General features: G+C 71.2%; 22 protein-coding genes and 1 riboswitch. Of the genes, 7 read left to right on the top strand and 15 right to left on the bottom strand.

The genetic code is table 11. The annotated features are described in order from the left end of the window. Positions 1 to 131: 131 nt before the first annotated feature. The 3 genes from nadC to nadA are packed head-to-tail and all read right to left on the bottom strand — an operon-like array spanning position 132 to position 3,597. Complete coding sequence (gene nadC / locus ACIG5F_RS30285) at positions 132 to 971, bottom strand: carboxylating nicotinate-nucleotide diphosphorylase (protein WP_396523271.1); 840 nt, start codon at positions 969 to 971, stop codon at positions 132 to 134. Further along, entirely contained in the window at positions 968 to 2,584 is a 1,617-nt protein-coding gene (locus tag ACIG5F_RS30280; RefSeq protein WP_396523269.1) for an L-aspartate oxidase, read from the bottom strand. Before ACIG5F_RS30280 ends, nadC begins: the two co-directional genes overlap by 4 nt. Beyond that, on the bottom strand, positions 2,581 to 3,597 hold the full coding sequence (nadA, locus tag ACIG5F_RS30275) for a quinolinate synthase NadA (protein ID WP_396523267.1): 1,017 nt from the start codon (positions 3,595 to 3,597) through the stop codon (positions 2,581 to 2,583). Before nadA ends, ACIG5F_RS30280 begins: the two co-directional genes overlap by 4 nt. A 50-nt stretch (positions 3,598 to 3,647) precedes the next feature. Between nadA and ACIG5F_RS30270 the strand changes: the two genes are divergently transcribed. Continuing rightward, positions 3,648 to 4,364 carry an NUDIX domain-containing protein gene (locus ACIG5F_RS30270; RefSeq protein ID WP_396523265.1) on the top strand — a complete coding sequence of 239 codons (717 nt, stop codon included), beginning with the start codon at positions 3,648 to 3,650 and terminating at the stop codon, positions 4,362 to 4,364. Positions 4,365 to 4,369: 5 nt separating this feature from the next. Then, positions 4,370 to 5,050 (top strand): LON peptidase substrate-binding domain-containing protein, encoded by a 681-nt coding sequence (locus tag ACIG5F_RS30265; RefSeq protein WP_396523263.1) that lies wholly within the window; start codon positions 4,370 to 4,372, stop codon positions 5,048 to 5,050. An 82-nt stretch (positions 5,051 to 5,132) separates the two neighbouring features. Here ACIG5F_RS30265 and ACIG5F_RS30260 read toward each other — a convergent pair whose 3' ends face one another. From ACIG5F_RS30260 to ACIG5F_RS30240, 5 genes are all read right to left on the bottom strand, one after another. Next, positions 5,133 to 5,756 carry a DUF2567 domain-containing protein gene (locus ACIG5F_RS30260; protein WP_396523384.1) on the bottom strand — a complete coding sequence of 208 codons (624 nt, stop codon included), beginning with the start codon at positions 5,754 to 5,756 and terminating at the stop codon, positions 5,133 to 5,135. 246 nt (positions 5,757 to 6,002) lie between these two features. Beyond that, positions 6,003 to 7,013 carry a biotin synthase BioB gene (bioB, locus tag ACIG5F_RS30255; RefSeq protein WP_396523261.1) on the bottom strand — a complete coding sequence of 337 codons (1,011 nt, stop codon included), beginning with the start codon at positions 7,011 to 7,013 and terminating at the stop codon, positions 6,003 to 6,005. A 156-nt stretch (positions 7,014 to 7,169) separates the two neighbouring features. Beyond that, positions 7,170 to 7,886, bottom strand: coding sequence for a dethiobiotin synthase (bioD, locus tag ACIG5F_RS30250; protein WP_396523259.1), 717 nt, complete (start codon positions 7,884 to 7,886; stop codon positions 7,170 to 7,172). Positions 7,887 to 7,921: 35 nt separating this feature from the next. Next, positions 7,922 to 9,187, bottom strand: coding sequence for an adenosylmethionine--8-amino-7-oxononanoate transaminase (locus ACIG5F_RS30245; protein ID WP_396523257.1), 1,266 nt, complete (start codon positions 9,185 to 9,187; stop codon positions 7,922 to 7,924). A 10-nt stretch (positions 9,188 to 9,197) separates the two neighbouring features. Beyond that, the gene (locus tag ACIG5F_RS30240) at positions 9,198 to 9,866 is read right to left on the bottom strand and encodes a response regulator transcription factor (RefSeq protein ID WP_396523255.1); all 669 of its coding nucleotides are present in this window, start codon (positions 9,864 to 9,866) and stop codon (positions 9,198 to 9,200) included. 120 nt (positions 9,867 to 9,986) lie between these two features. On the opposite strand from ACIG5F_RS30240, the gene ACIG5F_RS30235 reads away from it, so the two are divergent. After that, on the top strand, positions 9,987 to 11,027 hold the full coding sequence (locus ACIG5F_RS30235) for an alpha/beta hydrolase family protein (protein WP_396523383.1): 1,041 nt from the start codon (positions 9,987 to 9,989) through the stop codon (positions 11,025 to 11,027). On the opposite strand, the gene ACIG5F_RS30230 is transcribed toward ACIG5F_RS30235, so the two are convergent. From ACIG5F_RS30230 to dnaE, 3 genes are all read right to left on the bottom strand, one after another. Beyond that, positions 11,014 to 12,627, bottom strand: a complete 1,614-nt coding sequence (locus tag ACIG5F_RS30230) for a protease pro-enzyme activation domain-containing protein (RefSeq protein ID WP_396523253.1) — start codon at positions 12,625 to 12,627, stop codon at positions 11,014 to 11,016. The genes ACIG5F_RS30235 and ACIG5F_RS30230 overlap by 14 nt on opposite strands. Before the next feature lie 11 nt (positions 12,628 to 12,638). After that, on the bottom strand, positions 12,639 to 13,853 hold the full coding sequence (locus tag ACIG5F_RS30225) for a cytochrome P450 (RefSeq protein ID WP_396523251.1): 1,215 nt from the start codon (positions 13,851 to 13,853) through the stop codon (positions 12,639 to 12,641). Between the two features lie 128 nt (positions 13,854 to 13,981). Next, positions 13,982 to 17,518 carry a DNA polymerase III subunit alpha gene (gene dnaE / locus ACIG5F_RS30220; RefSeq protein ID WP_396523249.1) on the bottom strand — a complete coding sequence of 1,179 codons (3,537 nt, stop codon included), beginning with the start codon at positions 17,516 to 17,518 and terminating at the stop codon, positions 13,982 to 13,984. Positions 17,519 to 17,741: 223 nt separating this feature from the next. Between dnaE and ACIG5F_RS30215 the strand changes: the two genes are divergently transcribed. Continuing rightward, a complete protein-coding gene (locus tag ACIG5F_RS30215) occupies positions 17,742 to 17,918 on the top strand; it encodes a hypothetical protein (protein ID WP_396523247.1) in 177 nt (58 codons plus the stop codon). Continuing rightward, positions 17,905 to 18,780 (top strand): tetratricopeptide repeat protein, encoded by an 876-nt coding sequence (locus ACIG5F_RS30210; RefSeq protein WP_396523245.1) that lies wholly within the window; start codon positions 17,905 to 17,907, stop codon positions 18,778 to 18,780. The genes ACIG5F_RS30215 and ACIG5F_RS30210 overlap by 14 nt, the downstream gene beginning before the upstream one ends. Here the strand turns inward: ACIG5F_RS30210 and ACIG5F_RS30205 are convergent. After that, the gene (locus ACIG5F_RS30205) at positions 18,746 to 20,404 is read right to left on the bottom strand and encodes a purine-cytosine permease family protein (RefSeq protein ID WP_396523243.1); all 1,659 of its coding nucleotides are present in this window, start codon (positions 20,402 to 20,404) and stop codon (positions 18,746 to 18,748) included. The genes ACIG5F_RS30210 and ACIG5F_RS30205 overlap by 35 nt on opposite strands. Before the next feature lie 130 nt (positions 20,405 to 20,534). Between ACIG5F_RS30205 and ACIG5F_RS30200 the strand changes: the two genes are divergently transcribed. After that, entirely contained in the window at positions 20,535 to 21,479 is a 945-nt protein-coding gene (locus ACIG5F_RS30200) for an AsnC family protein (RefSeq protein ID WP_396523241.1), read from the top strand. A 176-nt stretch (positions 21,480 to 21,655) separates the two neighbouring features. Here ACIG5F_RS30200 and ACIG5F_RS30195 read toward each other — a convergent pair whose 3' ends face one another. From ACIG5F_RS30195 to ACIG5F_RS30185, 3 genes are read right to left on the bottom strand one after another with little or no spacing between them, the layout of a single operon-like run. After that, positions 21,656 to 22,540 (bottom strand): RluA family pseudouridine synthase, encoded by an 885-nt coding sequence (locus tag ACIG5F_RS30195; RefSeq protein WP_396523382.1) that lies wholly within the window; start codon positions 22,538 to 22,540, stop codon positions 21,656 to 21,658. A gap of 37 nt (positions 22,541 to 22,577) precedes the next feature. Continuing rightward, on the bottom strand, positions 22,578 to 23,150 hold the full coding sequence (lspA, locus tag ACIG5F_RS30190) for a signal peptidase II (protein ID WP_211765939.1): 573 nt from the start codon (positions 23,148 to 23,150) through the stop codon (positions 22,578 to 22,580). A 35-nt stretch (positions 23,151 to 23,185) separates the two neighbouring features. Further along, entirely contained in the window at positions 23,186 to 24,535 is a 1,350-nt protein-coding gene (locus tag ACIG5F_RS30185; RefSeq protein WP_396523239.1) for an aminotransferase class V-fold PLP-dependent enzyme, read from the bottom strand. A gap of 36 nt (positions 24,536 to 24,571) precedes the next feature. After that, positions 24,572 to 24,686: riboswitch (SAM riboswitch) on the bottom strand. A gap of 177 nt (positions 24,687 to 24,863) precedes the next feature. Here ACIG5F_RS30185 and ACIG5F_RS30180 point away from each other — a divergent pair. Then, positions 24,864 to 25,139, top strand: a complete 276-nt coding sequence (locus tag ACIG5F_RS30180; RefSeq protein ID WP_396523237.1) for a hypothetical protein — start codon at positions 24,864 to 24,866, stop codon at positions 25,137 to 25,139. Positions 25,140 to 25,214 lie beyond the last annotated feature (75 nt).

The raw sequence follows: 25,214 nt of genomic DNA, 5'->3' as shown, positions 1-25,214 counted from the left end.
CCGCCCGGGCCGGCCGTCGGGTGGTTTTGGGGGGGGGTCCCCCGGGGGGGGGGGGGGGGGGGGGGGCGCCCCCCGGGGGGGCCCGGGGGGGGTGCGGGCGCGGGGCCCCACGTCCGCGTGGGCTGATTCGGCTACATGTCCATCCCCAGGTCCAGGACCGGCGAGGAGTGGGTGAGGCCGCCGACCGACAGGTAGTCGACGCCGGTCTCGGCGTAGACCCGGGCGACGTCCAGGGTCAGGCCGCCGGAGGCCTCCAGCAGGGTGCCGGTGCCGGCGGCCTTGGTGCGGCGGAAGGCCTCGGCGCACTGCTCGGGCGTGAAGTTGTCCAGCAGCACGAGTTCGGCGGCGGCCGCGAGGGCCTCGTCGAGCTGGTCGAGGGTGTCGACCTCGACCTCGCACGTGAGCGTGGGCGCGTAGGCCCGGGCGGCGGCGAGGGCGGCGCTGACCGAGCCGGCGGCCTGGACGTGGTTGTCCTTGATCAGGATGGCGTCGCCGAGGCCGAGGCGGTGGTTGACGCCGCCGCCGCACCGCACCGCGTACTTCTGCAACAACCTAAGGCCGGGAAGGGTCTTGCGTGAGTCCCGTACCGCGCATCCGGTGCCCTCGATGGCGGCGACCCAGGCCGCGGTGGCGGTGGCGATGCCGGACAGGTGGGTCAGCAGGTTCAAGGCTGTCCGCTCAGCGGTGACGAGGCCACGAACCGGACCGCGCACGACCAGGGCCGGGGAGCCGGCGGCCAGGTGGGCGCCGTCGTCGACCTTGGACACGAGCTCGTAGTCGGTGACCTCGTCGAGCACGGCCAGCGCAGCCGGCACGCCGGCGATCACACCGGCCTTGCGCGGCGTGAAGCTGGCGACGGCCACGGCGTCGGACGGCACGGTGGCCAGGGTGGTGGCGTCCGGGCCGTAACGAAGGTCCTCGGCCAGCGCGGTCTTGATGACCCGCTGAAGATCGTCGATGTCGATGCTCACGCCACACCCCCGAGCAGAGGACGCTCGGACAGGAACGGCCGGCCGGCGGCGTCCAGGCGCACCGGGATGGACCGCTGCCACGAGGCGTCGTTGCGGTTCGGATAGTCGTCGCGGACGTGGCAGCCGCGCGACTCGGTGCGCTCGGCCGCCACGGCCAGCAGGATCTCGGCGGCCATGGTCAGGGCCGCGTCCTCGACGCCGACCCGTGTCCGAAGTGGACGGACGACGGTCGACTTCTCCAGCACGGCGGTGGCCGTGGCCAGGCCGTCCACGGTGCGGCCGATCGCAGCGTGCCGGGACATGGTGCGCTGCAACACATCCCGCTCGGTCACGGCCCACGCCAGCGAACCCAGCAGCTCCGCCCTGCGCGGATCGCCGAGCAGGCCGTTGGCCCGGTCGAAGGCGATCGCCCGAGCGGCCCGGGCGCCGACGACCAATCCCTCCAGCAAACTGTTGGAGGCCAAGCGGTTCGCGCCGTGCAGACCGGACCGGGCGACCTCGCCGGCGGCGTACAGGCCGGGCACGGCCGTCCGCCCCTCGACGGTGGCGACCACGCCGCCGCACGAGAAATGTGCTGCCGGGGCAACGGGAATCGGGTCCACAGCCGGGTCGACGCCGATTGCCGCGCAGGCGGCGTGCACGGTTGGGAAGCGACCACGGAAGGCCTCGCCGGCCAGATGCGTGGCGTCGAGGAACACGTGATCCGTGCCGGTTTCGTTCATACGACGGGTGATCGCCGCCGACACCACGTCACGAGGAGCCAGGTCGGCCAGCGGATGCACGCCGACCATCACGCGGGAACCGTTGGCGTCGACCAGAACCGCGCCTTCGCCCCGCACGGCCTCGGTCACCAGCGGGCAGCGGCCCCGGGCGCCGGAACCCGTGTACAGCACGGTCGGGTGGAACTGCACGAACTCCAGATCCGCGACGACGGCCCCGGCCCGTAGGGCCAGCGCCAGGCCGTCGGCGGTGGCGACCTCGGGATTCGAGGTGGCCTGGTACATCTGCCCGAGGCCGCCGGTCGCCAGCAGCACGGCCGGCGCGCGCAGCACGCCCGGCACGCCTTCCCCGTCCAGCACCAGCAATCCGGCCACCGCACCGGACGGCGTGCGCAACGCCTCCACGGCGACGTGGTTGTCCAGCATGGCGATCCGGCCATCGCGGGCCTGCGCCAGCAGGGCGCGTTCGACCTCGGCTCCGGTCGCGTCGCCGCCGGCGTGCACAACACGGAACGCCGTGTGGCCGCCTTCCCGGGTACGCGCCAGCTTGCCGTCCTCCCCCTGGTCGAACACCGCGCCCCACCGGCGCAGACGTTCCACCGCCGCCGGGCCGTCGGCGATGATCGCCGCGACCGCCGACGCGTCGCACAGGCCCGCGCCGGCGGTCAGCGTGTCGGCGACGTGCCGGTCGACGGTGTCGCCCTCCTCGTGCTCGCCGGGCAGCACCACGGCGACCCCGCCCTGGGCCCAGCGGGTGTTGCCGTCGCCCAGCGCCGCCTTGGTGACGACCAGAACCCGCAGGCCCAGGGCCTGCGCGTCCAGCGCGGCGGTCAGGCCGGCGACACCGGAGCCGACCACCACCAGGTCGGCGTCGGCCTCCCAGCGGGGCCTCATTCGGCACCGCCGGGCTGGCCGATCTCGATCATCCGCTGCACCGAGGCCCGGGCCCGCGAGGCCGTGTCGGCGTCCACGAAGACCTCGTCGGCCTCGTCACGCAGGCAGCGCAGCAGCGCCGCGGGCGTGATCATCTTCATGTACCGGCAGGACGCCCGGTCGTTGACCGCCTGGAAGTCGATCTCCGGCGCGGCCTTGCGGAGCTGGTGCAGCATGCCCACCTCGGTGGCCACCAGCACGCTGCGGGCGTTGGTGGCGCGGGCGGCGGTCAGCATGTCGCCGGTGGACAGGATCTTCACCTTGTCCGCCGGCACCGCGCCCTCGCCGGCCAGGTAGAGCGCCGAGGTGGCGCAGCCGCACTCGGGGTGGATGAACAGGTCCGCCTCCGGGTTGGCGGCGGCCCGGTCGGCCAGCTCGGGGCCGTTGATGCCGGCGTGCACGTGGCACTCCCCGGCCCAGACGTGCAGGTTGTCCCGGCCGGTCACCCGGCGCACGTGCGCGCCGAGGAACTGGTCCGGGCAGAACAGCACCTCACGGTCGGCCGGGATGGAGGCGACCACGTCCACGGCGTTCGAGGAGGTGCAGCAGATGTCGGTCTCGGCCTTCACCTCGGCGGTCGTGTTCACGTAGGACACGACCACCGCGCCGGGGTGCTCGGCCTTCCACTCCCGCAGCTGCTCGCCGGTGATCGAGTCGGCCAGCGAGCAGCCGGCCCGGGCGTCCGGGATGAGCACCCGCTTGTCCGGACTGAGGATCTTCGCCGTCTCGGCCATGAAGTGCACGCCGCAGAAGACGATCGTGGACGCGCTGCTGTTGGCCGCGATGCGGCTCAGGGCGAGCGAGTCGCCGGTGTGGTCGGCGATGTCCTGGATCTCGGGCAACTGGTAGTTGTGCGCGAGCAGGACGGCGTCGTGCTTGTCGGCCAGCCGGCGGACCTCCTCCCGCCAGGCGGCGTCCGGCCGGACCCCGGTCCAGCCGTCCTCGGTCCGCTCCAACTGCGCGGTAGCGGCCATGGTTCCTCCTCGGTTTGCGGTCCCCCAGTTTTCGCCTTACAATCGAAAACATGCCAGATCCTATCAGCCCACCCCGGTTAACACGCAATGACGTTCTGGCTGCGGTGCTCCAGGTGAGGCGGGAATCACTCCAGGTGCTGCTCTGGCGACGCGCTCAGGAACCGCACGCCCACCGCTGGTCACTGCCCGGTGGCTGGCTCCGGGACGACGAGGACGTGGAGACCTCGATCCGCCGGCAGCTCGCGGAGAAGGTGGACGTCAGGAAGCTGGCGCATGTCGAGCAGCTGGCCGTGTTCAGCGCGCCGGACCGGGTGCCGGGCGCCCGCGTCGTCGCCAGCGCCTTCCTCGGGCTCATCCCGTGCGACGTCGACCCCGAGGTCCCCGAGGACACCGCCTGGCACCCGGTGGACGACCTGCCCGACACCGCCTTCGACCACGACGCGATCGTGCGACGGGCCCAGGGCCGGCTGCGGGCCAAACTGTCCTACACCAACCTCGGCTTCGGGCTGGCGCCGCCGGAGTTCACCATCTCGCAGCTGCGCGAGCTGTACTCGGCGGCGCTAGGCTACCGGGTCGCCGCCACCAACCTGCAACGCGTGCTGTCCCGGCGCGGCCTGTTGGAGGCCACTGGTCACACCTCGCCGCCGGGGCCGTCCGGAGGCCGCCCAGCTGCGCTGTTCCGGTTCACCGGGCACGGCATGCTCGTGACTGATCCGTTCGCCGTGCTGCGACCACCCAGCAAGGGATCCGGCTCCGACGTACGGTAGACGGCGTGGCCGAGACGCTCCCGATCTTCCCGCTGGGCACCGTGCTGTTGCCCGGAGCGTCCTTGCCACTGCACATCTTCGAGCCGCGCTACCGGCAGCTGACGGTGGATCTGGTGACCGGCGCGGTGACCGGGCGCAGCTTCGGCGTGGTCGCGATCCGGCAGGGCTGGTTCACCGACGTGGACGAGCTCTCCCAACTGCACGAGGTCGGCTGCTCGGCGACGCTGCGCCAGGTCAACCGGCTGCCCGACGGGCGGTTCGACATCGTCACCCGCGGCGAGCGCCGGTTTCGCCTGCTGGACCTGGATTCCGGCAGCGCGCCGTACCTGCTGGGCAGCGTGGAATGGCTGCCCGACGCCGATGTCGCGCCGGCCAGCGTGGCCGCCGCGCCGCAGCTGTCCGAGTCGGCGCGGGCCGCGCATCGGCGCTACTGCAACGCCGCCTGGCACCGGGAGGACTGGGCCGAGCCGGAAATCGGCGCGGACACCGGCACGCTGGCGCACCTGCTGGCCGCCGACTGCCTACTGACCATCGAGGACCGACAGGGCCTGCTGGAGGAACGCAACCCGTTGCGGCGCCTGCGAATGGTGCGCCGGGTGCTCAACCGCGAGACCGGCATCCTGCGCGAGCTGCGGGCAGTCCCGGCGGCCATGTCCGAGTTCAGCGTCAAACCCAGCGCCAACTAGTGACGCTAGGAAGGGGGCTTTCCTCCACTCGGAGTGGAGGAAAGCCCCCTTCCTAGCGTCGAGGAGCATCGAGTGAGGGGGCTCAGCCGAGGCGGCGGCCCAGGTCGTCCATGCCGTTCCAGGCGGTCATGGTGCCGTAGGCCAGGGCGGTGGCCAGCGGCTGGGCCAGGATGACCCAGCTCGACTCCAGCACCGGGGCCTGGTCGAAGACGGTGCGGTTGGCCGGGGTGCCGGCCAGGGCGTAGTGGCCGCCGGCCCAGGACACGCCGACCTTCATCGCCAGCCACGCGCCCAGGGCCGAGCCGAGCACGGCGGCGATCATGATCACCGGGCCGCGGCGTTCGCGCAGCAGCCAGACCAGGCCGCCGACGACCAGGCCCATGCCCAGGCCGAGCAGCACGAACAGGATCAGGTCGTCGAACCGGTGGTAGCTCTCGTCCAGCAGCGGGATCTGCTGGCCGTCGACCAGGATCACCCGCTGGGCCGGGGCCAGGATCGACCACAGCCAGCCGACCAGCAGCCCGGTCAGGGCCACCGTGGACAGCACGCTGACCGCCGGCAGCAGGTCCCGCTTGACCACCACGCGAGGACGTCTGGCGGCCGGCAGCATCGCCATGATCGCGGCCACCGACGGCACCTCGGGCGGGGCCCCGACGACGGCCGACGACGGCTCCGGATCCTTCTCCGTCACCGGCGGGATGCGCATCGGCTCGGCCCGCTCGCCCGCTTGCTCCGACATCCTGGTGACCCTAGCCGACCGAGGGTGACGTCGACGTGCGCTCGCCGTGTCGGCTGCACTGCGCCACCCATCCGGCTGGAGTCACCTGGACCACCATGCGCCGTCCGCAGTCCGCACAGAACCGCGGCGGGTCGATCGAGGCCAGCATGACCGCGCAGTGCCCATGGTCGCCCTCGGCCGCGACACGGCCGCAGCGGGCGCAGAACTCGGCGCTCACAACGTCTGGCTCAGAGCCTTGACCGGCATCTGGAGCTCGTCGAGCATCTCCAGGTCCTGCGCGGCCGGCCGGCCCAGGTTGGTCAGGTAGTTGCCGACGATGATCGCGTTGATGCCGCCCAGCATGCCCTGCTTGGTGCCCAGGTCGCCGAAGGTCAGCTCGCGGCCGCCGGAGAACCGCAGCAGCGGCCGGGGCATGGCCAGCCGGAACGCGGCCACGGTGCGCAGCGCGTCGCGGCCCTCGACCACCTCGTACTGCTCGTACGGGGTGCCCGGCTGCGGGATCAGGAAGTTCATCGTGCACTCGTCCGGGCCCAGCTCGGCCAGCTGCGCGGCGAACTCGGCCCGCTGCTCCACGGTCTCGCCCATGCCGATGATGCCGCCGCAGCAGACCTCCATGCCGGCCTCGCGGATCATGCGCAGGGTCTCCCAGCGCTCCTCCCACGTGTGCGTGGTGACCACATTCGGGAAGTGCGAGCGGGCGGTCTCCAGGTTGTGGTTGTAGCGGTGCACGCCCATCGCCACCAGCTCGTCGACCTGCTCCTGCGTGAGCATGCCCAGCGAGCAGGCGATTTGGATGTCGTTGCCGTCCTCGCGGATGGCCTGGATGCCCGCCTTGACCTGGGACATCAGCCGCGCGTCGGGCCCGCGCACGGCGGCCACGATGCAGAACTCGGTGGCCCCGGTGTCCCGGGTCTCGCGGGCGCTGCGCACCAGGCCGGGGATGTCCAGCCAGGCCGAGCGGACCGGCGACGGGAACCGGCCGGACTGGGAGCAGAAGTGGCAGTCCTCGGGGCAGCCGCCGGTCTTCACGCTGACGATGCCCTCGACCTCGACCTCCGGCCCGCACCAGCGCATCCGCACCTCGTGGGCCAGCCCCAGCAGCTCCTCCAGCCGGTCGTCGCCCAGCCGCAGCACCTCGACCAGCTGCTCCTGGGACAACCCCTCGCCGCGCTCCAGCACCTGCTCACGGGCGATGGCGATGATGTCGGTGTCCACGGCGGTCACAGTCCCACCTCGCTAGCGCTCGGCGAGTCTGCGACCGAGGCCTCTGTGGTGAATGGTGCCCTCGCAAGCTCGGTCACTAACTGATCTCCTCACTCGGCGTCGAATGCAGTCTGCCGCACCCGACCGGCACGTCTCGTGTTACGAGCCTCACGCTGCTCAGGCCGTGAACTGCTCGGCGAACACGTCCGGGTCGAACGTGCCGCCCAGCCACGGCGACATGGCCGCCCGCGCGACCTCCAGGAAGTCCGTGGGGTCCAGCAGCCCCGCGCCCGCCGGCAGCGCCCCGAGCAGCGGCCCGCCGGCCGCCTCGGGCAGGTCGACGAGGTTGCAGCGGGAGGCCAGGTCCGGCTCGGCCGGCCAGCTGCCGATCACCACGCCCGCGCACTCGATGCCCCGCTTGAGCAGCACCTCGGCGGTCAGCGCGGTGTGGTTGAGGGTGCCGAGGCCGGCCTCGGCCACGATCAGCACGATGGCGTTGAGGGCCCAGGCCACGTCGGCCAGGGTCGCGCCCTCGTCGTCGAACCGCACCAGCAGCCCGCCAGCGCCCTCGACCAGCACCAGGTCGTGCTCGGCGGCCAGCTCGGCCACCACCGAGGCGATCTCGGCCGGGTGCACCTGCGGCAGGCCGGCGCGGGTGGCGGCGGTGTCCGGGGCCAGCGGCTCCGGGTAGCGCCGCAGCTCACGCGTGGTGATCTTGCCGGCGAACCGGGCCACCTCGTCCAGGTCGCCCGGCTCCTGCGGGCCGACGCCCGTCTGGGCCGGCTTGACCACGGCGACCCGCTGGCCGCTGTCCACCGCGAGCGCCGCACAGGCCGCCGTGACCATGGTCTTGCCGACCTCGGTGCCCGTGCCGGTGATGACGAGGATGTTCACGACCCGTCAGATTAGTGGCTGGGCCGGGGTCGGGCTCAGCCGACCGCCGCGGCCGCAATGATGGCGTTGCAGACCTGAGACAGGTCGTCGTCCCCGATGACGTACGGCGGCATGGTGTAGACGAGGTCGTTGAACGGCCGCAGCCACACGCCGTGGTCGACGGCGGCCTTGGTCGCGGCGGCCATGTCGACCGGGTGGTCGAGCTGCACGGCCCCGATCGCGCCGAAGACCCGCACGTCGGCGACCCCGGGCAGCTCACGGGCGGCCTCCAGGGCGTGCAGGCCGGTCTCGATCCGCTTGATCTCACCCCGCCAGTCCTGCCCGAGCAGCAGGTCGATGGAGGCGTTGGCGACGGCCGAGGACAGCGGGTTGCCCATGAAGGTCGGACCGTGGGCCAGCACCGGCACCTCGCCGCGGGAGATGCCCTCGGCCACCCCCGACGTGCACAGCGCCGCCGACATCGTCATGTATCCGCCGGTCAGGGCCTTGCCCAGGCACATCACGTCGGGGCTGACGCCGGCGTGGTCGGCGGCGAACAGCTCGCCGGTGCGGCCGAAGCCGGTGGCGATCTCGTCGAAGACCAGCAGCACGTCGTTGGCCAGCGTGACCTCCCGCAGCACGTGCAGGTAGCGGGGGTCGTGGAAGCGCATGCCGCCGGCGTTCTGCACCACCGGCTCGACGACCACGGCCGCCAGCTCGTCGGCGTGCTGCTCGACCAGGTCCACGAGGTGCTGCACGTAGTCGTGCTCGAACTCGCGCGGCGGCGGGTCGGCGAACACCTGCCGCGGCAGCACGCCGGTCCACAGGGAGTGCATGCCGCCCTCGGGGTCGCACACGCTCATCGGGTGGAAGGTGTCGCCGTGGTAGCCCCGACGCCAGGTCAGCAGCCGGGTCTTGCCGGTCCGCCCCAGCGACCGCCAGTACTGGAGGCACATCTTGATGGCGACCTCCACCGACACCGAGCCGGAGTCGGCCAGGAACACGTGCCGCAACGGCTCGGGGGTGATCTCCACCAGCTTGGCCGCCAGCGCCACGGCGGGCTCGTGGGTGAGGCCGCCGAACATGACGTGGCTCATCCGCCCCAGCTGGTCGGTGACCGCAGCGTCGAGCACCGGGTGGCGGTAGCCGTGGATGGCCGACCACCAGGAGGCCATGCCGTCGACCAGCTCCCGCCCGTCGGCCAGCCGCAGCCGCACCCCCTCGGCGTCGGTGACCACCAGCGGGTCGATCCGGCCGGGCATCGGGCCGTAGGGATGCCAGACGTGGGCGCGGTCCAGGGCGAGCAGCTCGTCGGGGGTCACGGCGAGGACCCTAACCCGGCCGCACCAGTCCGGTCTCGTACGCGAACACCACCGCCTGGGTGCGGTCGCGCAGGCCCAGTTTCGGCAGGATCCGGCTGACGTGCACCTTGACCGTCGAGTGGGCGAGGTGCAGCCGGCCGGCGATCTCGGCGTTGGTGCGACCGGCGGCCAGTTCCATGAGGATCTCTCGTTCACGGGCGGTGAGCGCGTCGAGCACGCCCTCCGGGAAGGAGGGCCGAGCCAGCGCCACGGCCTGTTCCAGTTCCCTTGTGACTTGGGCCCGACGCGTCCGCATGACAACGCCGAGCGCCGCCGCCGCGACGGCGCCGATGGTCAGACTCGTTGCGGCAACGAGGAATCCGCCCCAGCTGAGGGCGTACGCGATGATGCCGGCCTCCAGCACCGCCGCGGCGGCGAGCAGCCGGCGCAGTCCCGTGTGCGCGCCAACCGTATAGATCGCCACCAGCAGCGCGATGTCCGCCGGCAGCCTGATCTCCAGCAGTAGCTGGACGAACGCGGCCGAGGCGACCAGGCCGAAGACCAGGACCGGCGCCTGCCGACGCCAGGCCAGCGGGGCCGTCAGCGCGACCTGCAACGGCCACGCGTCGGGCACCAGGGCGAAGGTCGCCAGGAAGAGCGCGGCGGCGAGCGCGGCGTCCGCCGCCACGGTTCGGTTCACGCGGACAAAGTAGGCCCCACCAGCTGAGAAACCGCTGAGCTATATCCCGGGATATAGGGCCAGAACACATCTCCAGACAGACGCGGGCGAGGTGCCGGCCGCCCTAGCGTTCGATGCGTGATGACATTCCTGACCGCAGCGGCCATGGTCGCCGCGACCGTCACGGGCATCCACCTGCCCGCGCCGACCGGACCGCTTCCGGTCGGCAGCAGCACCCTGCACCTCGTCGACCGCAGCCGGCCGGACATCTGGGCCCCGGCGAACTCCCGTGAGCTGATCGTCAGCCTCTACTACCCGGCCTTCCCCGGCGGGCCGCCCGTGCCCTACGCCTCGGCCGCCGAGACCACGCTTCTCGTGCAGGCCCAGGGATTTCCGGCCGCCGCGGCCCAGGCCTTCGCCGACGCCACGACCAACAGCCACGCCCAGGCCCCGCTGCCCGGCCGACATCCGCTGGTGTTGCTGTCCCCCGGTCTCGGCGCACCGCGCTACACGCTGACCACCCTCGCCGAGGACTTAGCCAGTCACGGCTACGTCGTGGCTTCCCTCGACCATGCCTACGAATCCGTCGGCACCCTGTTCCCCGGCGACCGCATGCTGCCGTGCCTCGCCTGCGAGGCCGAGGACCTCCGCCCGCTGGTGCTCAACCGGGCCAAGGACGCCTCGTTCGTCATCGATCAGCTGACCACTCGGTACCCCGGGCTGATCGACCCGAACCGGATCGGCATGGCCGGCCACTCCATCGGCGGCGCGAGCGCACTGGCGGCGATGGAGGCGGATCCGCGGATCAAGGCCGGCGTCGACATGGACGGCGCGTTCCACGTCGACGCACGCGACGGCATGAGCCGGCCGTTCCTCATGCTCGGCAACGCCGGCCACGGCCCCGGCGGCCAGGACTCGACCTGGGACCAGGTCTGGCCCGAGCTCAGCGGCTGGAAGCGGTGGCTCACCGTCACCGGGTCCAACCACTACTCCTTCACCGACGCGCCCACCCTGCTGGCCCAGTTCGGCGCCCCCATGCCGGGCCTGCCGGCCGACCGGGCCGTCGCCATCACCCGCGACTACGTCACCGCGTTCTTCGACCAGACGCTGTCGTGCCGGCCGGAGCCGATCCTGGCCGGCCCCACCCCGAGCAACCCGGAGGTGACCTTCAACAGCCCTTGAGCCGCGCCAGCAGGGCGGCGCCGTCCGGGGAACCCAGGCCCGTGCACGGGTCCCAGCCCGGCGAGGCCGGATAGCCCTGGTTGTCGCCGGCGGTCACGTCCCGGAAGCCGGCCGCGAGCACACCCGGTTGAGAATCCTTGTACAGCAACGGTTGCAGCAGTCCCAGGGGGCGCCCCAGCTGCTGCGCCAGGCGGGCCACCAACGCGGCCCAGAGCGGGGCGACGGCGCTGGTGCCGCCGGCGGGAGAGGTTTTCCCGTGCACCAGAACGGAATACCCGGTCCGCGGATCGGCCACGCCGGCGACGTCGGGCACACCCCGACCGCCATCCGGTGTGCCACAAATGGATTGGTAGTCCGGGCGGGGAAAGAAGACACTGACCCCACCGCCGGTGGCGTTCTTGCCCACGCCGTTGTTCCACACGGTCTCACTGTCGATCACGCCGGTCGAGGGGTCGGCGTGCAGCGTGGTTCCGCCGCAGGACAACACGTGCGGGCTCGACGCCGGGAAGTCCACATGCCGCCGGCCGTCGGTCAGCTCGTCGGCGGCGCCCCAGTCGCCGCTGGAGACGATCACGGTGACACCGAGGGCGGCCGCGTCGGCGAAGGCGTCGTCGAGGGCCCTGCGGGTCTGCTCGGTCCACAGGTCCTCGGCCGCGCCCCAGCTGATGCTCACCGCCACCGGCGTGGGCAATGCGTGCACCGCCGCGCTCACCGCGTCGACAAAGCCCTGATCGGTATTGGGCGCGAAGTACACCACCTGCCGCACCTCCGGCGCGAGGCCGCCGATCACCTCGATGTCCAGCAACACCTCGTCATCGCCGGTGGTGTTGGGCGCGTTCGCCCCGTCGTCCACCGCCACCGCCCGCACCGACACCGGTCCGACCCCGATGTCCTGGAAGTACTGCGACAGCTCGGCATCGGTGTAGCCGCCGCCGAGCTCCACCACCGCGACGGTCTGGTCCACACCGGCCACCGCCGCCGGAAACCCATAGATCCTGCCGAGTTGAGGAGGTGTATAGGAAACCCTGGGCGCCTCGACACCAGCGCCGGTGCCCGGGCCCGAGTCAGAGCCGGAGCCGGTGCCTGTGTCGGCGCCGGAGTTCGTGTCGGTGCCGGTGCCGGAATCGGTGTTGGCGTTGGCGTCGATCTGGACGCGGGGGCGGCGGACCTGGGGGCGGTCGTCCAGGCCGAGCACGGCCTGCACGACACCGTCCAGTTCGGCCGGGACCTCCAGGGCGCCGACCCGGCGGCGGTGGCGGGCGTCGCCGACCAGGGAGACGCCGAAGGCGCGGTGCAGGGCGGCCAGGTCGCCGCGGACGGTCAGGCGGCGGGAGGCCGGGTCCTCGGCCACCACCTCGACGCCGAGTCCACTCAGGACGGTGCGAACCCGTTGCGCGTCGGCGGGATCGGCGCCGTAGCGGTCGGCGAGGTCCTGCCGGCCGATGGTGGACGGCCCGTACACGAGAGCGGCCGGCAGCTCGGCCCGCCGCCGGAGCACCACGGTCGCGGTGATCACGGTGGCGGGATCGAGCGTGCCGGCCGGGACGACGCCTGGGGCCGCCGGGCGAGTGCTACCGGGCAGTTCTACTCGTCCTGGCATGCCCTCGATAGCTACAGGACGACCGGCAGCTTCTCAAGTCCGTGGATCAGGATGCTGATTCGCCACTGGAGCTCGTCGGCGGAGCCGGCCAGCTTCATGTCGGGGAACGCCTTGAGCAGGCCGCGGAAGGCGATCTCGCCCTCCAGGCGGGCCAGCGGCGCGCCCAGGCAGTAGTGGATGCCGTGGCCGAAGGCCAGGTGCCCGCCGACCGGCCGGGTGATGTCGAGCTCGTCGGCGTGGTCGTAGTGGGCGCCGTCGCGGTTGGCCGAGCCCAGGCCGACCAGCACGAGGGCGTTGGCCGGGATGGTGACGTCGCCGAGCACGACCGGCTCGGTGGTGTACCGGAACGTGGCCATGTTGACCGGGCTGCGGAAGCGCAGGAACTCGTCGACGGCCGAGGCCATCAGCGACGGGTCGGACTTGAGCAGCGCCAGCTGCTCGGGGTTGGTCAGCAGGGCCAGCACGCCGTTGCCGATCAGGTTGACCGTGGTCTCGTGCCCGGCCACCAGCAGCAGGAAGGCCATGCCGATCAGCTCCTGCTCGCTGAACCGGTCGCTGTCCTCGCTGGTCTCGATCAGCGCCGACAGCAGGTCCTCGCCCGGGTTGGCCCGCTTGGCCGCGATGAGCTTGGCGAAGTAGCCGGCCATCCACTGCCCGGCCTGCTGCGTCGCCTCCGGGCCGGAGCTGGAGATCAGGGTGTTGGAGGCGCGGCGGAACTGCTCGCGGTCCTCGTCGTCCACGCCGAGCAGCTCGCTGATCACGGTGATCGGCAGCGGGAAGGCGAACACGTCCAGCAGGTCGACCTCGTCGCCGGCGGACAGTTGGCCCAGCAGCTCGGCGGTGATCTCCTCGATCCGCGGCCGCATCTGCTCGATGCGGCGGGCGGTGAAGGCCTTGGTGACCAGCCGGCGCAGGCGGGTGTGGTCCGGCGGGTCCATGGACAGCATGTGCTGGCTCAGGTCCGGCGCGAACTCCCGTGCCTGGCCGTCACCAGTCCTGGCCAGCTCCATGGCCGCGCGCATGCCGGCGCTGTTCTTCTGCACGGTCGGGTCGGCCAGCACCGCCTTGGCGTCCTCGTACCGGGTGACCACCCACACGCGGAAGTTGTTGGGGGTGATCACCTCGTGGGCCGGCGCGTCGGCGCGTAACCGGGCCTGGATCGACTGCGGGTTCTGGAAGAACTCCGGCGTGAACAACTCGGCGGGCGCCGTCTCGGTGCCTGTCATGGGGCTCTCCCCTCGTGCCACGTAATCAGCGTTAACCAACGATAGGTTAACCCCGTTTACTCCAGTGTGCCGAGGGGGTGCCCCGGGCGCATCCATTATCGACGAATGTGCCCGGGGTCACAGGCCTTTCAGCCCAGGCAACCCGGTCCCAACAGGGCCTTGAGATCGCCCATCAGTGAGGGTGACGGCTCCACCCGCAGCGCGTCGTCCAGCCGCAGCATGGTGCCGCGCCGGCCGTTCATCAGGTTCAGGTGCACCTCGGTGGAGCCGGGGTGCGACTTGAGCACGTCCTTGAGCTGGGCCACCAGCGGCCGGGTGCACTTGGCCGCGTGCATGGTCAGCTTCACCGGCATGCCGCTGGCCGCCATCTCCAGGTCCGGCAGGGCCAGGTCGTTGGCGATCAGCGAGATCCGGTCGTCCCGCTTGGCGATGCGGGCCTTGACCAGCACGATCGCGTCCTCGGCCAGGCTCATGCCGACCACCGAGTAGGTCTTCGGGAAGAACAGCACCTCGATGCCGCCGGCCAGGTCCTCCAACTGGGCCGAGGCCCACGAGTCGCCGGACTTGTTGATCCGCCGGGTCACCGAGGCCAGGATGCCGCCCACGGTGACCTGCGCGCCGTCGGGCAGGTTGCCTTCCAGGATGGTGGCGATCGCCGTGTCGGACTGGGCCTCCAGCACCCGCTCCACCCCGTTGAGCGGGTGGCCGGACACGTACAGGCCCAGCATCTCCCGCTCCAGGGTCAGCTGGTGCTTGGAGTCCCACTGCTCGTCGGGCACCTTCACGTCGAACACGCCGCCGGCGTTGTCCTCGCCGTCGTCCCCGCCGCCGAACAGGTCGAACTGGCCGACCGCCTCCGCCTTCTTGGTGTCCATGATCGCGTCGACGGCCTCGATGTGCACCATGTGCAGGCCCTTGCGCGGATGGCCCAGCGAGTCGAACGCGCCCGCCTTGATCAGCGATTCGATGACCTTCTTGTTGCAGGCGTTGGCGTCCACCTTGCGCAGGTAGTCGGAGAAGTCGACGAACGCGCCCTTGGCCTCGCGGGCGGCCACGATCGAGTCGACCACGTTGGCGCCGACGTTGCGGATCGCGCCCAGGCCGAACCGGATGCTGTCGCCGACCGGCGCGAACTCGCGCATCGAGTCGTTGACGTCCGGCGGCAGCACGGTGATGCCCATCTTGCGGCACTCGGCCAGGTAGATGGCGGCCTTGTCCTTGTCGTCGCCGACCGAGGTGAGCAGGCCGGCCATGTACTCGGCCGGGAAGTTGGCCTTCAGGTAGGCGGTCCAGTACGACACCAGGCCGTACGCGGCCGAGTGGGCCTTGTTGAAGGCGTAGTCGGCGAACGGGACCAGGATCTCCCAGAGGGTCTTGACGGCGTCGGCCGGGTAGCCGTTGTCCAGCATGCCCTTCTCGAAGCCGGCGAACTCCTTGTCCAGGATCTCCTTCTTCTTCTTGCCCATCGCGCGGCGCAGCAGGTCGGCCTGTCCCAGCGTGTAGCCGGCCAGCTTCTGCGCGATGGCCATGACCTGCTCCTGGTACACGATCAGGCCGTAGGTGGTGCCGAGGATGTCCTTGAGCGGCTCGGCCAGCGCCGGGTGGATCGGCGTGATCTCCTGCTGCTTGTTCTTGCGCAGCGCGTAGTTCGTGTGCGACTTGGCGCCCATCGGGCCGGGCCGGTAGAGCGCGCCGACGGCGGAGATGTCCTCGAAGTTGTCCGGGCGCATCAGGCGGAGCAGGTCGCGCATGGGGCCGCCGTCGAGCTGGAACACGCCGAGGGTGTCGCCCCGGGACAGCAGCTCGTAGGTCTTCTTGTCGTCCAGCGGCAGGGTGTCCAGGTCGGGCGGGGTCTTGCCGTTGAGCGTGATGTTCTTCATCGTGTCGTCGATGACGGTGAGGTTGCGCAGGCCCAGGAAGTCCATCTTGAGCAGGCCGAGCGTCTCGCAGGTCGGGTAGTCGAACTGCGTGATGATCGAGCCGTCCTGCGGCCGCTTCCACACCGGGATGTGGTCGGTCAGCGTCTCCGCGGACATGATCACCGCGCAGGCGTGCACGCCGGCGTTGCGGATCAGGCCCTCCAGGCCCCGGCCGGTGTCGATGATCTCCTTGACCTGCGGGTCCTGCTCGTAGAGGGCGCGGATCTCGGTGGCCTCGGCGTAGCGCTTGTGGCTCGGGTCGAACAGGCCGTTGAGCGGGATGTCCTTGGCCATCACGGCCGGCGGGTAGGCCTTGGAGATCCGGTCGGCCACCGCGTAGCCGGGCTGCCCGTACAGCACGCGGGCCGAGTCCTTGATCGCCGCCTTGGCCTTGATGGTGCCGAAGGTGATCACCTGGGCGACCTTGTCCTCGCCCCACTTCTCGGTCACGTACCGGATGACGTCGCCGCGCCTGCGCTCGTCGAAGTCGATGTCGATGTCGGGGGGGCTGACCCGGTCGGGGTTGAGGAACCGCTCGAAGATCAGGCCGTGGGCCAGCGGGTCCAGGTCGGTGATGCCCATCGCGTAGGCGATCAGCGCGCCCGCGGCCGAGCCTCGGCCCGGGCCGACCCGGATGCCGTTGTTCTTGGCCCACATGATGAAGTCGGCGACCACCAGGAAGTAGGCCGGGAAGCCCATCTGAAGGATGACGCCGATCTCGAACTCGACCTGCTTGCGGTGCTCCTCGTCCACGCCGCCCGGGAATCGGCGCTCCATGCCGGCCCAGACCTGCTGCTTGAAGTACTCGTCCTCGGTCATGCCCTCGGGGATCGGGAACCGCGGCATCAGGTTGTGGAACTCGAACATGCCGGTGGTGTCGACCTTCTCGGCCACCAGCAGCGTGTTGCGGCAGCCCTCCTGCCACGGGTCGGAGGAGTCGATGGCGCGCATCTCCTCCGGCGACTTCAGGTAGTAGCCGGTGCCGTCGAACTTGAACCGGGTCGGGTCCTGCAGCGTCTTGCCGGTCTGCACGCACAGCAGCACGCCGTGGGCGTCGCGGTCGGTGTCGTAGGTGTAGTGCGAGTCGTTGGTCACCACGAACGGCAGGTTGAGCTGCTTGGCCACGGTGACCAGGCCGTCGCGGACCCGGCTCTCGATCTCGATGCCGTGGTCCATCAGCTCCACGAAGAAGTTGCCCTCGCCGTAGATGTCCTTCCAGTCCGAGGCGGCCTGGAGGGCCTCCTTGTCCTGGCCCAGCCGCAGCCGCGTCTGCACCTCGCCCGACGGGCAGCCGGTGGTGGCCATCAGGCCCTTGGAGTTGGCGGCGATCAGCTCGCGGTCCATCCGCGGCCACTTGCCCAGCTGGCCGTCGATCGAGGCGTAGCTGGAGGCCCGCATCAGGTTGTGCAGGCCCTCCTTGCTGGCCGCCCAGATCGTCTGGTGGGTGTAGGCGCCGCTGGCCGACACGTCGTCGTTCTTCTGGTGCGGCTCGCCCCAGGTGATGCGCTTCTTCTCGTGACGGGAGCCCGGCGCCATGTACGCCTCGATGCCGATGATCGGCTTGATCCCGGCGGCGGTGGCCTGCTTGTAGAAGTCGTAGGCCCCGTACATGTTGCCGTGATCGGTGATCGCGGCCGCCGGCATGCCCAGCCGATCGCACTCGGTGAACATGTCCTTGAGCTTGGCGGCCCCGTCGAGCATCGAGTACTCGGTGTGCACGTGCAGGTGCACGAACGAGTCGGACATGGTAGGCGGCCTCCCCTGGGCTGAACGACGAGCGCCGTCTATCTTGCCTCGGTTTCCCTCCGTATTCGAACGCGCCCCACGGCGTTTCGCCACCGAACTTCCGGGGGGCGCATCGCCGCAGGTCGACGCGGGGTTGTCGACGCTGTGCCCGAAGGGGGATTCCTGGTTCCTCTAGGGGCAGGCCCCCTTCCGCGCACGCCCCTCCCGGGTGAGGCTGCGCGACATGGACGAAGACCTGCTCTGGATCTTGGACGAGAAGGCCAACCACAACGAGACCTCGGTCGAGGAGCTCGTCTGGCTTCTGGACGAGAAGGCCAACCACAACGAGGTGTCGCTGGAAGAGCTGTGGCCCGCAACCGAGCCGCACTACCACAACCAGGTCGCCGGTGAGCGTCGCTGAGTTGCTCGCCACGGCCCGCAGCCGGTTCGACGCGGGCCGGGCGTTGGAGGCGGTGGAGCCGGCGCGGGCGGCGCTGACCAAGGTGGAGCCGGACTCGGAGCGGGCCGCCAACATCCACGTGGCGCTGAGCGCGATCCACGAGCGGCTGTCCCGGTACGACGAGGCCGAGCACCACGCGCTGCGGGCGGTGGCGCTCACGGACCTGCCGCCGCACGGGCGGCTGCGGGTGCACGCGCTGGCGAGCCTGGCCCAGATCGCCCGGATCCGGGGCCGTCTGGACGAGGCGGAGGGCCTGTACCTCGCGGCGCTGAGCATCGCCGAGGAGGACACCGCGACCTTGCTGTGCGGCCTGGGCGTCGTGCACAAGTACGCGGGCCGCTACGACGACGCGGAGCGGGTCTACCGCGAGGCGCTGGCGTTGATCGGCCCGGACGAGCCGGCGGCCGCGGCCGTCTGGCACAACCTCGGCGGCATCGAGCACTCCCGGGGCCGGCACGCGGAAGGGGAGCCGCACGCCCGCAAGTCGGTGGAGCTACGCGAGCGAACGCACGGCCCGGACCACCCGTCGGTGGCGGCGGACCGGGCAGCGCTGGCGTCGTTGTTGTTGGGGCAGCGCCGATTGGACGAGGCGGAGGACCTGTACCGGCAGGCGCTGGCCGTGTTCGAGCGGGTGTACCCGGCCGACCACTACGACGTCGCCGTCACGTGCAACGACCTCGGCATGGTGCTGGCCGCCCGGGGCGACAAGGACGAGGCGCGCCGGTACTTCCGACGCGCCATCGACATCAAGCGCCGGATCCTCGGACCCGGTCACACTGACACGACGCTCACGGTGCGCAACCTTGCCGCGCTGGGGAGCTGAGCGGCACCAGCACGGGCCCGGTGGTCTGACACGCCTGTCCGCACGCGGTTTCCAGCGTGCAGCACAGTGAGCACACCGCGCCGCCGTGGTGCACGCAGTCGACGATGTCCGGCAGCTCGTACGGGTCCTCGCACACCACGCAGTCGTGCGTCACGGTGAGGTCCGCCGCGCCGGAATCGGGGCCGGACACCAGGTTCGGCCGCGCGAGGTAGTACTTGCCGCCGGTCGCCTTGGCGATCACCGGCACGGCGACCATGGCGATGGCCAGCGCGATGAACGGGCTCCACGCGGCGGCGATCGGCCCGAAGGCACCGAAGTAGGCGACCACCGACACCACCGACGCCAGCACCATGGAGCCGAAGCCGACCGGGTTCACGGCGTACAGGTAGGCCCGCTTGAACTCGATGTACGGCGGGCTCCAGCCCAGCGGCTTGCAGATCACCAGATCCGCGACGACCGCCCCGATCCACGCGATCGCCACGTTCGAGTAGAAGCCGAGGATGTTGTTCAGGAACGCGAACGCGCCGAACTCCATCAGGGCCAACGCGATGCCGCAGTTGACCAGCACGTACCAGGCGCGCCCCGGATGCCGGTGCAGCACCCGGGAGAAGAAGTTGGCGAACGACAGCGAGCCCGAGTAGGCGTTGGTAGTGTTGATCTTGATCTGGGAGACGATCACGAACAGCGCGGCCAGCGGCAGGGTCACCGCGCCCAGTGCCGGCCGGACGGCTTCCACGTAGGGGGCGATCGGCTCCAGGACGGCGGACTGTCCGATCGCCCCCAACGCGCAGAACGCCAGGAACGCGCCGCCCAACTGCTTGAGCGCTCCCAGCACCACCCAGCCGGGCCCGGCGGCGATCACGGCCGCCCACCAGGCCCGCCGGTTGGAGTCGGTCCTGGTCGGCATGAACCGCAGGTAGTCGGCCTGCTCGCCGATCTGCCCGATCAGCGACAGCGCCACGCCCGCGCCCAGCCCGACCCCGGTCAGCGACAGCCCGCCGCCGAACGAGGTGAACTGCCCGAACTTCTCGGGATGCGTGGCCAGCACGACGATGAACGGCAGCACCAGCCCAGCCAGCCACACCGGCTGGGTCCACACCTGCATCTTGGCCAGCGCCCGCATGCCGAACAGCACGAACGGCAGCACGATCAGCGTGGTCAGCAGGTAGCCCAGGGCCAGGGGCAAGCCGAAGGCCAGCTGGAACGCCTGCGCCATGATCGACCCCTCCAGCGAGAAGAAGATCACCGTGAAGCTGGCGTAGATCAACGAGGTCAGGGTCGACCCGAAGTAGCCGAAGCCCGCGCCCCGGGTGAGCAGGTCCATGTCCACGCCGTAGCGGGCGCAGGCGGTCGCGATCGGGATGCCGGTCAGGAAGATGACCACCGCGGCGATGCCGATGGCCAGCGCCGCCGACGAGAAGCCGTGCAGCATCACGATGCTCGCGCCGATGGCGAAGTCGGCGAGATAGGCGATGCCGCCCAGCGCGGTGCTGGCCACCGAGAACGGGGACCAACGGCGGAAGGCGTTGGCCGCGTAGCGCAGCGAATAGTCCTCGCTGTCCTCGTTGGCCGCCAGCCAGGCATAGCGGCGCTTGGGCCCGGTCTTCTGCGCGGTGACGGTCATGGCAACCGAAGGTAGGAACCCCCTTTTACGTCCAGGTTCCGTCACTGTTACCCCACCTGGGCAGGTGATCTTCTGGCCGCGGGCGCACCGGGACGGACGACGCGGCGGCCGACCGGGTAGCGTGCCAGGCGTGGCTGTGCCGGATCCTGTCGATTTCCGCCTGCTCTCGCTGATTGCCGAGACCGGGCGGGCCGCTGTGCACGACGTCGCCGCACGGCTGGGCATGGACCCGAGGGAGGCCGCGGCGCGCCTGGTCGCGCTGTCCGCGGCCGGTTTGCCGCTGCTGGTCGGCGTGGAATGCGACCCCAACGGGATCCGCGCCGCGCTGGCCGCCGCCAGCCGCCCGCAGCAGCAGTGGCCGGCGTATCCCCAGCAGCAGCAACCACAACAGCAGCCGCAGTACGCGCCGCAGCAGCAGATGCCGCCCCAGTACCAGCAGCAGCATCCCCAGCCGCAGTACGCACCGCCGCCCCAGTACGCGCCTCCCCAGAACGTGGTGGCCCCGCAGAGCGTGCCGTTCCCGGTCCAGCAGCCCGCTCCGCCCGTGCCGCCACAGCCTCAGGCCCAACCGGTCGGCGGCACGTGGGGCCCGCCGCAGACGTCCGCGTGGGCCCGGGGTGATCAGCAGACCGTCAAGGCCGAGCCCGTGCCGCCGCCCAAGTTCACCGTCGGCTCCACGCAGCAGACCGTGGGCCTGGAGGGCGAGCAGCTGTCCATCCAGCTCGTCGAGGTCGTCGACCCCGCCGACTTCCTGTTCACCGCCGCCGGCTACCGCCTCCAGGAGGGCGAGCGGGCCGTGGTCGTGCACACCGAGCTGACCAACCGCGGCACCGTGCCCTTCTCCTCGCTGCCCGACCTGTACCTGCTCCTGGTCGCCGCCGACGGTCAGACGGTGTCCAAGGCCCCCGTGTCGCTGTCCTCCCGGCCCCCGCACCGCATCGGCGTGCAGCCCGGCGAGACCGCCGGCGGCCACACCGTCTACGTGCTGCCCGACTCCACCGACCTCACCTCGGTCCGCTGGAGCCCCCGCCCCGACGACCCCGCCCATTCCCTCACCTGGGAGATCGAGGTCTAGCTCCCCCGCACCTCGCCGCCCACCCACCCCCCAGTTTTTTCCACATGCGCTTCCCATGTGGCATCAGACGCCAAGTAGGAAGCGCATGTGGCGTACAACCGGGGGGATTGCCACATGCGCTTCCCATGTGGGTTCAGGTGCCAAGTAGGAAGCGCATGTGGCGAAAGAGGTGGAGGTCAGCTTTCGGCGCGGATGCGGTCGAGGGCGATGCGGAGGTCGTCCGGGTACTGGCTCTCGAAGGTCACCCATTCGCCGTCGGCGGGGTGGTGGAACGACAGGGTCTTGGCCTGTAGCCATTGCCGGGTCAGATCGAGGCGCTTGGCCAGCACGGGGTCGGCCCCGTACGTGAGGTCGCCGACGCACGGGTGGCGCAGGGCGGAGAAGTGCACGCGGATCTGGTGGGTGCGGCCGGTCTCCAGGTGCACCTCGAGCAGCGAGGCGGCGCGGAAGGCCTCCAGCATCTCGTAGTGGGTGACGCTGGGACGGCCGCCGGCGACGACGGCCCACTTGTAGTCGTGCTTGGGGTGCCGGTCGATGGGCGCGTCGATGGTGCCGCGCGTGGGATCGGGGTGCCCCTGCACGAGGGCGTGGTAGACCTTGTCCACGGTGCGTTCCTTGAACGCCCGCTTGAGCACGGTGTAGGCGTGCTCGCTCTTGGCCACGACCATCACGCCGGTGGTGCCGGCGTCGAGGCGGTGCACGACGCCCTGCCGCTCGGCGGCGCCGGAGGTGGAGATCCGGATGCCGGCGGCGGCGAGGCCGCCGACGACGGTGGGGCCGGTCCAGCCGGGGCTGGGGTGCACGGCGACGCCGACGGGCTTGTCGACGACCACGACGTCGTCGTCCTCGTGCAGGATGACCAATCCTTCGACCGGCACGGCCTGCACGGTGACGGGCTGCGCGGGCGCGGGCAGCGTCACCTCCAGCCAGGCGCCGGCGATGAGCCGGTCGGACTTGCCGACGGCGCGGCCGTCGACGACGACGTCGCCGGAGTCGGCCAGCGTGGCGACGGTGGTGCGGGACAGCCCGAGCAGCTTGGACAGGCCGGCGTCCACACGCATGCCGTCGAGACCGTCGGGCACGGGCAGCTCGCGCAGGTCACTCACTGGTCTTGGCCTCCCGCGTCGAGCGACCGTCGTAGTCCCGGCCCAGGATCGCCATCAGCACGATCAGCGCGCCGCCCACGCAGATCGCCGAGTCGGCGAAGTTGAACACGGGGAAGTACTGGGCGTTCGGCCCGAACACGGAGATGAAGTCGACGACGTGCCCCTGGAGCGCGCCGGGGGCGCGGAAGATGCGGTCCAGCAGGTTGCCCAGCGCGCCGCCGAACACGAAGCCGAGCCCGACGGCCCAGCCCCGCGAGCGAAGCCGCGGCGCCACCCAGATGATCGCGGCCAGCACGCCGACGCAGATCACGCTGAACACCCAGGTCATGCCGGTGACGCCGAGCGAGAACGCGGCGTACGGGTTGCGGATGACGTCCAGGTAGACCAGGCCGCCGGCCAGCGACACCGGCGGCTTGCCCTCCAGGTTGGCCACGACCAGGGCCTTGGTGACGATGTCCAGCGCCAGCGCCACGACGGCGGCCGTCACCAGCAGGCCGATCCGGCGGGGCAGCAGCCGCTGCGCCGCGACCGGTTCGGTGTTGGGCTCGGTGCTCACGCCACCCATTGTCCCTCAGCCGCGGACCAGCTCAAATTCGCACCTCAGGCGGCGACGAACGGCGGCAGCGGGCGGTTGTCGTCGGCCGGCGCCCAGCGGCCGTCCTGCTGCACGTATGTCCACTTCGGCCCCTCGGTGACCAGCTTGCGCAGGGCGCCGACGAGGCGGTCCACGTGCTCGGTGGTGCTGCCGAGGCCGAGGCTGGCGCGCAGGGCGCGCTGCTCGGTGGCGTCGACGCGGCCCAGCAGGCGGCGGGTGGCCACGTGCGCGCAGAACGCGCCGTCACGCACGCCGATGCCGTACTCCGCGGAGAGCGCGGCGGCGATGAGGCCGGCCTCGTGGCCGTGGATGGTGAAGCTGACGACGCCGACCCGGTCCGAGCCGGGGAAGATGCTCAGCTCGTGCAGGCCGGGCACGGTGCGCAGGCCCTCGCGCAGGCGGGTCAGCAGCGCCTGCTCGTGCCCGACGATGCGGTCCCAGCCGTGACGGGTGATGGTGTCGCAGGCGGCGGCCAGCGCGTGCACGCCGACCACGTTGGGCGAGCCGGCCTCGTGCCGCTCCGGCACCGCGGACCACGACACGCCCAGGTGGTCGCCCCAGTCCACGACGTTCTTGGTGGCGCCACCGCCGACCAGGTACGGCTCGGCCGCCTCCAGCCAGTCGGCGCGGCCGATGAGCGCACCCGCGCCGTAGGGGGCGTAGAGCTTGTGGCCGGACAGCACCACGTAATCGACGTCCAGGGCCTTGATGTCCACGGGGCGGTGCGGCGCCAGCTGCGCGGCGTCGAGCACGATGCGCGCGCCGAAGCGGCGGGCCACGGCCGCGAGTTCGGCCACCGGCCACAGCTCACCGGTCACATTGGACGCACCGGTGACGACCACCAGCCGCGGGCCCTCCGGGCACAGCTTCAGCGCCGCCTCCAGCGCCGGCACGGCCGCGGCCGTCGACTCGGGCGTCTGCACGCGGCGCACGTTCGGGCCACGCCACGGCAGCAGCGCCGCGTGGTGCTCGGTGTCGAACAGCACCACGGAAGTGCGGCGCGGCAACGACTTCGCGAGAAGGTTGAGCGAGTCGGTGGTGTTGCGGGTGAACACGACCGTGTCCGAGGAGCGCGCGCCCACGAAGCGCCGCAACGTGTCCCGCGCCTGCTCATAGACCTTTGTGGACACCTGCGAGGCGAAACCCGCGCCACGGTGGACACTCGCGTACCAGGGCAGCAGCTCGTCGACCGCGTCGCGGACCTGTTCCAGACAGGGCGCGCTGGCCGCGTGGTCGAGGTTGGCGTACTGGATGCGCTCCCCGGTCACCAGCGGCACCGACAGGCGGGCGCCCACGACGGCGGGCACGGTGGGGATGTCGGTGGTGTTGCGGGCCGGCGGGATCGCGATGGTCACAGGGGTGCTCCTCGGGTCAGGGACCCGCCTGGAGTGGGTCCGCGCTTGCCCGGTCGCCGTGTGCGACGGGCCTGGTCCTCACCCGGGGCACCCCACCGCGGAGGAGGGTTGCCGGCCAGCTAGCCGGGGCTTGACGCTGGCACTCATGACCTAACGGGGACCACCGTAACCGACGGTGTGCGGCCGAGTCGAGGGTCCTTCCACATCGTGAGAGGGCTCACTAACGAGTGATTTCGTTCCCGGTGGGGTGACGGGCCGGTCTTTTCCCGGCCGCACCGGCGCAGACTCGGCCACGCACCAGGTGTGGCCGAACCGCTCGGAGGTAGTCATGTTCCGCGAGCTCGACGACGAGCTCAACCGGCATCTGGCGATGCTGGCCGATCTCGCCCGGGACCCGGACGACGGCCTGGTCAGCAGCGTCACCCGCCGGCAGCTCCCGCGCGTCGTCGACGCCGTGGCGACCCTGCTCAGCGAGCACTCCCCCGACCAGCACGGCCGCTGCGGCGCCTGCCGCCCCGACCACTGGTGGCAGCCCCGCCCGACCTTCCCGTGCCCGGCCTACCTGGCCGTGCACAGGGCGTTGTTCGCCGGCACCCTGAGCTGAGTCAGCCACACGGCGGCCGGTAGTCCACCCCCGGCTGCTCATGGCCCCGGTCCGCCTCGCTGAAGGCAGCGTCCG

The sequence above is a fragment of the Kutzneria sp. NPDC052558 genome (assembly GCF_044547355.1).
In the GTDB taxonomy this organism is placed as follows: domain Bacteria; phylum Actinomycetota; class Actinomycetes; order Mycobacteriales; family Pseudonocardiaceae; genus Kutzneria.
The sequence above is the reverse complement of the archived record's forward strand: the minus strand, read 5'-3'. Positions and strand labels throughout refer to the sequence as shown.